Annotated in this window: 5 protein-coding genes; 1 reads left to right on the top strand and 4 read right to left on the bottom strand. The window is 65.4% G+C overall.

Annotated features, from left to right (window positions below; translation table 11 throughout):
* Positions 1-9 precede the first annotated feature (9 nt).
* Entirely contained in the window at positions 10-162 is a 153-nt protein-coding gene (locus HP499_RS25290) for a substrate-binding domain-containing protein (protein ID WP_256378457.1), read from the top strand.
* Here HP499_RS25290 and HP499_RS19885 read toward each other — a convergent pair.
* From HP499_RS19885 to HP499_RS19870, 4 genes are all read right to left on the bottom strand, one after another.
* Entirely contained in the window at positions 159-1,835 is a 1,677-nt protein-coding gene (locus HP499_RS19885) for a thiamine pyrophosphate-binding protein (RefSeq protein WP_172325869.1), read from the bottom strand. The genes HP499_RS25290 and HP499_RS19885 overlap by 4 nt on opposite strands.
* On the bottom strand, positions 1,832-2,623 hold the full coding sequence (locus HP499_RS19880) for a cyclase family protein (protein WP_172325868.1): 792 nt from the start codon (positions 2,621-2,623) through the stop codon (positions 1,832-1,834). The genes HP499_RS19885 and HP499_RS19880 overlap by 4 nt, the downstream gene beginning before the upstream one ends.
* A gap of 7 nt (positions 2,624-2,630) precedes the next feature.
* Complete coding sequence (locus HP499_RS19875; protein WP_172325867.1) at positions 2,631-4,286, bottom strand: NAD(P)/FAD-dependent oxidoreductase; 1,656 nt, start codon at positions 4,284-4,286, stop codon at positions 2,631-2,633.
* A 23-nt stretch (positions 4,287-4,309) separates the two neighbouring features.
* On the bottom strand, positions 4,310-5,805 hold a 1,496-nt coding region (locus HP499_RS19870), incomplete at its 5' end, for a flavin reductase (RefSeq protein WP_172325866.1).

Here is a 5,805-nt window from a genome sequence, read left to right as displayed (position 1 = left end):
TCACCGCCCCTGACCACGGTTCGGCAACCCCTGGCACAACTGGCATCGATGGCCGTGGGCATGCTCACGGAACAGATCGAGCAGCCGGGTCTCGATTCCCCGGCAGCCCTTGAGGTGGCGACGGAGCTGGTAATTCGCGCCAGCACCGCCCCACCCAACTAGTGGCCCTGGAACGCTTCAGCCAGCCACCACGAGCCGCCGTCGGAGGCGATCTTCGCGTCGATCACCAGAGGCCGGTCCTGGGTTCCGGCTTGGTAGGCCGCGATCCACGGACGCACAGCTTCCAGGTCCGCCACGGTCCGTACCGTCACACCTTCAGCCCCGAATCCGCGCGCAATTGCAGCTATGTCCGTCTCCGGGAACACCACGCTGGCGAGCTCTGCCTCGGAGTGTTCCGAAGCGAAGTGATGCACCTCGGCGCCGTAAGCTGCGTCGTTGTAGACGATGCACACCAGGGGCAGTTTGAGCCGGGCGGCCGTCTCCAGCTCGCTGATGCCCATGAGGAAGCCACCGTCGCCGGCGCCCAGCACGGGTAGTCGGTGCGGTTGGGCCAAGGCGGCCCCGATGGCCGTGTACAAGCCCAAGCCAATAGCCTGGAACGCCTGCGTGAAGCAGAACCCGAACTCATCCGGCACCGCGAGGTATTGGCTGGGGTAGCCCATGAAGTTGCCCGAATCCACGGCCACGATCCGTTCCGCAGGGAGCAGGGTATCGAGTTCTCGGGTGAGAACGCGGGGGTCGATGGACGTCGCCGTGGACAGGTCTTCGGTATCCACGTCCCGCCACCTGGAGCCTTGCTTGATGGCGAGGGCGTTGGCTTCGGTGCGGTACTTTTCAACCGGCTCGGTCTGCCCGGAGCGCAGGGCCTCCAAGGCATCGGCGGCGGTCAGTGCCGAGTCGCCCAGCACTCCCAGGGTGATGGGCCGGTTGGCGCCGAGTGCGGAATCTTCGACGTCGATCTGCACTACTTTGGTGCCGGCGGAGATGAGTCGCCCATGCCGCATGGTCCACATGTTCAGCGCGCAGCCCCAGCCCACAATCAGGTCCGCACCGCTGATGAGCTCCGCCGTCAGCGGTGCGGAGAAACCGCCCGAGATTCCGAGGTTGTGGGTGTCGCCGTTGAACAGTCCGCTCGCCACGGCGGAGGTCGCCACCAGCGCACCGGCGTGCCGGGCCAACTCCAGGATCTCTTGCCGGGCGCCCCTGCCGCCACGTCCGGCGACGAACACGGGCCGTTCCGCCGCGGCGATCAGCGCCACCAGTTGCTGCACCCCGACAGCGTCCGGGCGGACCTTCAACGGCTCAGGCACGACGACGGCATCCACCTCGTCCGCCGAACTGGCACCTTGGATATCCAACGGCAGGCTCAACACCACGGTGCGGCGCTCGTTCACCGCCGTCCGGTAGGCCCTGACAGTGTCCGCAACAGCGCTTGCGGGGGAGTGGATGCGCTCGGCCACGGCTCCTACGCTGCGGGCCAAGGCGTCCTGGTCGATCTTGAAGTTGGACCTGGTGGCTGCAGCCTGGGTGTCGGCGGTCAGCACGATCATGGGGGTGCGGCTTTTGGCCGCCTCGCCGATTCCCGTGATGGCATTGCTCAGCCCGCAGCCCTGATGGGTGGTCACCACACCCACTTTGCCGGACATTCGGGAGTACGCATCCGCCATGGTCGCCGCGCCGCCCTCGTGCCGGGCAGCGGTAAACGGAATGCCTTCGGCCATGAGGGTGCCGGTGACATCGAAGTTGCCGGAGCCCACCACCCCGAAAACGTGCCCGACGCCGAGCTTCGCCAGCGTCCTGCCCACCAGCGTGGAGACCCGTACTTGCTCGCTCATGCCTTTTCCACCGCAACTTTTTCAACCAGTGCGTACACGCGGCTGGGGCTTCCCGTGCCGCCCACGATCGGCAGCGGCGCCACTACCAACGTGGCGCCCGTGACGGGGAGCCGGTCCACGTTCCGCAGCGAGGTCACACCGTACTTGTCCGCTCCCAGGAGGAACGAGTGCACGGGAAACATCGGATCCAAGGAGCCCGCCTGGCCGGCGTCGATCCCCACGGTCTCCACACCGAAACCGCTGATCGAGGCGTTGCCCGCAAGCCATTTGGCACCCGCGGCGGAGACCCCGGGAGTGTGGGGTCCGGCGTCGTCCGCGTTGACGAAAGCCGCAGCGTCAGCGCCGCGGGCCGCCCAACCGGTCCGGAAAATGATCCAGCAGTTCTCCGGGAAAGCGCCGTGTTCTTCCTGCCACTGCTCAAAGTGCTCCGGTTCCAGCAGGAAATCCGGGTCCGCGGCAACCTCGTCGGTCTTGTCGATCACGGCTACCGGCCCCATCAGGCGGTGCGGTTCGATCTGGTCTACTGACTTGCCGTCCTTGCCGGTGATCCAGTGCACCGGCGCGTCCAGGTGCGTCCCGGCGTGTTCGCCCACGGTGACGTCGTTCCACGCCCAGGCCGGTCCGGCGTCGTCGAAATTACTGACCGGCGAAACCGACAAACCCACCGTGTTCGCGAACGGCTGCGGCAGGTTCAGGATGGGGGTTTCAGAACTCAGGGGCGTGGTGAGGTCGATGATTTCCACCGAACCACTCGAAAGGGCTGCAGTGAGCCCGGCCAGAACAGACATTGTTCTCCTATCGCTTGCTTGGTTTAAGTGCTGTTTGAAGACGGGAAAGTGGTGAAGGCGGTGCGGTCAGTTTTTGCGCCACCAGGTGTCCGGAACCGCCGGAAAGGCCGGGCCCGGGATGCGTCGATGCGCCGATGTGCCAAAGACCGTCGACGGCGGTGCGGTGGCCTGCCGCCGCGGGGAACGGCCGCCACAGCAGGTTTTGGAAAAGCTCTGCGGAACCTCCGTAGGGGTCGCCGTTCACAGCGTTGGGATTCGTGGCGGCCAGGTCAGTGGGAGCAATGACATCTGAAGCAAGAACCGTAGCCCGGGTACCCGGCGCGAACTGCTCCAAGCGGTCAAGGACCCGGGCCAGGTACTCCTGTTTCAGCTGGTCAGTCCAGCCCTCCGCAACGGAGAGTTGCCCCGCCGCATCGCCTACCGGGGCGAACGGGACTTCCTGCAGTTGCAGCCACAGTGTGGCTTTGCCTTCCGGAGCCCGGGACGGATCCAGGACACACTGCTGTCCCACCACCACGGTAGGTTCGCTGGGAAGCAGGCCGGCTTCGGCCTGGGCGCACGCAATTCCCGTGCTGTCAGAGCCGTTGCTGAGGTGCACCAGTGGAACCTCGTTGAGCCGTGGATCGAGCCACTCCACAGGCTTGTCCAGGGCCAGATGAATCTGCATGGCGCCGCGGCCGTTCTGGTATCGGGCTGCTGCGTCGGCAGTGCCGGCCGGCGGCTGGCGAAGGAGCCGGGTGTAGAGGGCTTGGGGTGAAACGTTTGCGAGCACCGTGCCGGCGGAAACCAGTCCTTGCGACGTCCGGACGCCGGTGACGGAGCCACCCTTCTTGGAGCCGCCGCCGCCGGAGTCCACCAGGATCTCCTCGGCCTCAGCTCTCAGCATGATCCGGACGCCGTTGTCGCGCAGCAGTGACTCAAACGCCGCCACGAACCTGGACGCCCCACCCTTCACGATCGGGAGCCCAAAGCCGTGCATGCTCATGGCCATCACCGGCAACATGACACCGCCGGTTGCCTGGTCCGGGCCCAGCCCTGCGTGCAGGAGCCAAGGCGACCAGAGTTGGTCCGCTTCCCACCCGTCAAAGCGGCTGCGGGTGTAGTTCCTGCTGCTCATCACCGAGTCCCTGACAAAAGCCTCCGTGCCGGTGAAACGCCCCCGGCGTACAGCACCAAAGGCAATCTTCGCGACTTCCCCGAAGGATCTCACTTCCGCGCCGAACGCCCCGAACACCGTGCCGGCATTCCGTCCAAGATCGTCCAGCATTGCCCCATAGGCAGCCTGGTCGCCAAGGGAGGTGAACACAGCAGCCGTCTCACCCGGATCCCGCTGGGCAATCACCACGCGGTGAGCACCCGTGACCGGATCCGCGGCAACGCTCGCGGTCACAGCTCCGGTGGTGTTGCAGTATTCCAAACCCCGCGCGTGCAGTTCCTTTCCCAACGCCGCGTAGGCACCGCCGGATACGAACAGTGGGTGCCAGGAAGAGAAGGAATCATGGATGAAGCCGGGCAGGGTCCGCTCGGCCGAATGGATGAAACCACCCAGCCGTTCCGAGCGCTCGATGATGCACACACGCTGACCGGCCATAGCCAGCTCGGCTGCCGCGACCAGGGAATTGATGCCCGAGCCTATGATCGCGACGTCAACTGAATCGTCCATGTCCGCACCTTTCAAGGGGGTGGCTAGAAGTCCGGGTGGCTGGCTGTGGCGTGGTACTTGCCGGCATGGAACACCAGGGGAGCGCCGCCGTCGTAGTCGTATTTCTCCACTTCACCCACATAGATGACGTGGTCGCCGGCGTCGTAGCGTGAAACCGTACGGCACTGGAAGGTGGCCACCGCACCGTCCAGCAGCGGAACGCCGGCGATGCCCTCGGTGGTCCCGGCTCCGGCAAATTTGTCGGTGGCCGGAGTTGCGAACTGGCGGGACAGGACGTGCTGGTCGCTGGCCAGGATGTTGATGGCAAAGTGGGTAGCGTTTTCAAAGTCACCCAGGCTGGGTGAGCGTTTGCCGGGGCACCACAGCACCAACGGCGGTTCCATGGAGACTGACGTGAACGAGTTCGCGGTCATGCCCACCTTCCGGCCGTCGGTAGCAACAGTGGTCACCACGGTAACGCCTGTGGCGAACTGGCCCAAGGCGCCCCTGAAATCACGGACGTCGAAAACTGAGGTGTCTTCTTCTTTGCGGGCCTGCATGAAGTCGGCGGCGGCTGTGGGGTCGAACCACCAGGGGTACGACGTCCGGGGATCATCGAATCCTGCCGCGATGCCAGCTGCCAAAGCCGGGTGTTCCGCAGCTTCGCTGAGCAGCGTCTTCTGGTGGTCACGGCGCGGCTTGAGGAGGTCATTGGTCCACTCCACGGCCCACTGGCCCCATCCACGCCAGAACTCATCGAACGTCCGCTCCATCCAGTGTCGGTCGAAAGGCTCGCCGCCCCGGCGAACAATCGCGTCCAGGTAGTATTTCGCGGCCAGGGTGGCGTTATTGGAGCCCTGCCCAGTGAGGGGATCGTTCAGGACAACGGCGTCGCCGAGCCCGAACACCAGTTTCCCGTTCCCAAGTTCCCCGACGGCGGACCTCACCGTGGGCGTGATGCGCCCCAGAAGGGTGGCGCCGTCGTCGGTCAGTTCGGCAGTGGCGAAGTTTTCTGCCTCGTGCGGGAAGTGCTCACGCAGGATTTCCAGAGACCGTTCCAGTTGCTCTTGCGGTGTCCCGACGGCGGTCCAGCGGTCCATGGGGCCGCCCACCACGCCTTCGAACACCATCATGCGGCACGGTCCGGTGACGGTCAGGCCGGGAAAGGTAAAGAACTCGCCGACGCCGGGGGCCATGGACATGCGGATAGCGTCACCGTCGCCGGCGGCAGCACCGTCGTCGGGCGTGACGTAGTTGAGCGCAAGGACCCGTTGCGGCCGGTCGAAGGGTGATTTCGCCTTGTCCCGCGGAAAGATCCGGCCGATCTCACCCTTGCCGGTGCTGACAATCACCAGCTCGTAGTCATGGGTGAGTTCTTCGAGCATGCGGGGGGTGACCTGCTCAATGCGGAAGTCACCGCCAGCGGCTACGAACGTCTCGATCCAGAGGGCGCTCTTGATCCGTTGATCGATGGAGCGGGCGGGGCCGTCCAAAGGGGCTTCCCATTCGATGGGCTCGTCCCCATCCACCCGCAGCCGGA

Origin of the sequence: Paenarthrobacter sp. CM16, from assembly GCF_013179505.1 — a bacterium.
Lineage (GTDB): Bacteria > Actinomycetota > Actinomycetes > Actinomycetales > Micrococcaceae > Arthrobacter.
The sequence above is the reverse complement of the archived record's forward strand: the minus strand, read 5'-3'. Positions and strand labels throughout refer to the sequence as shown.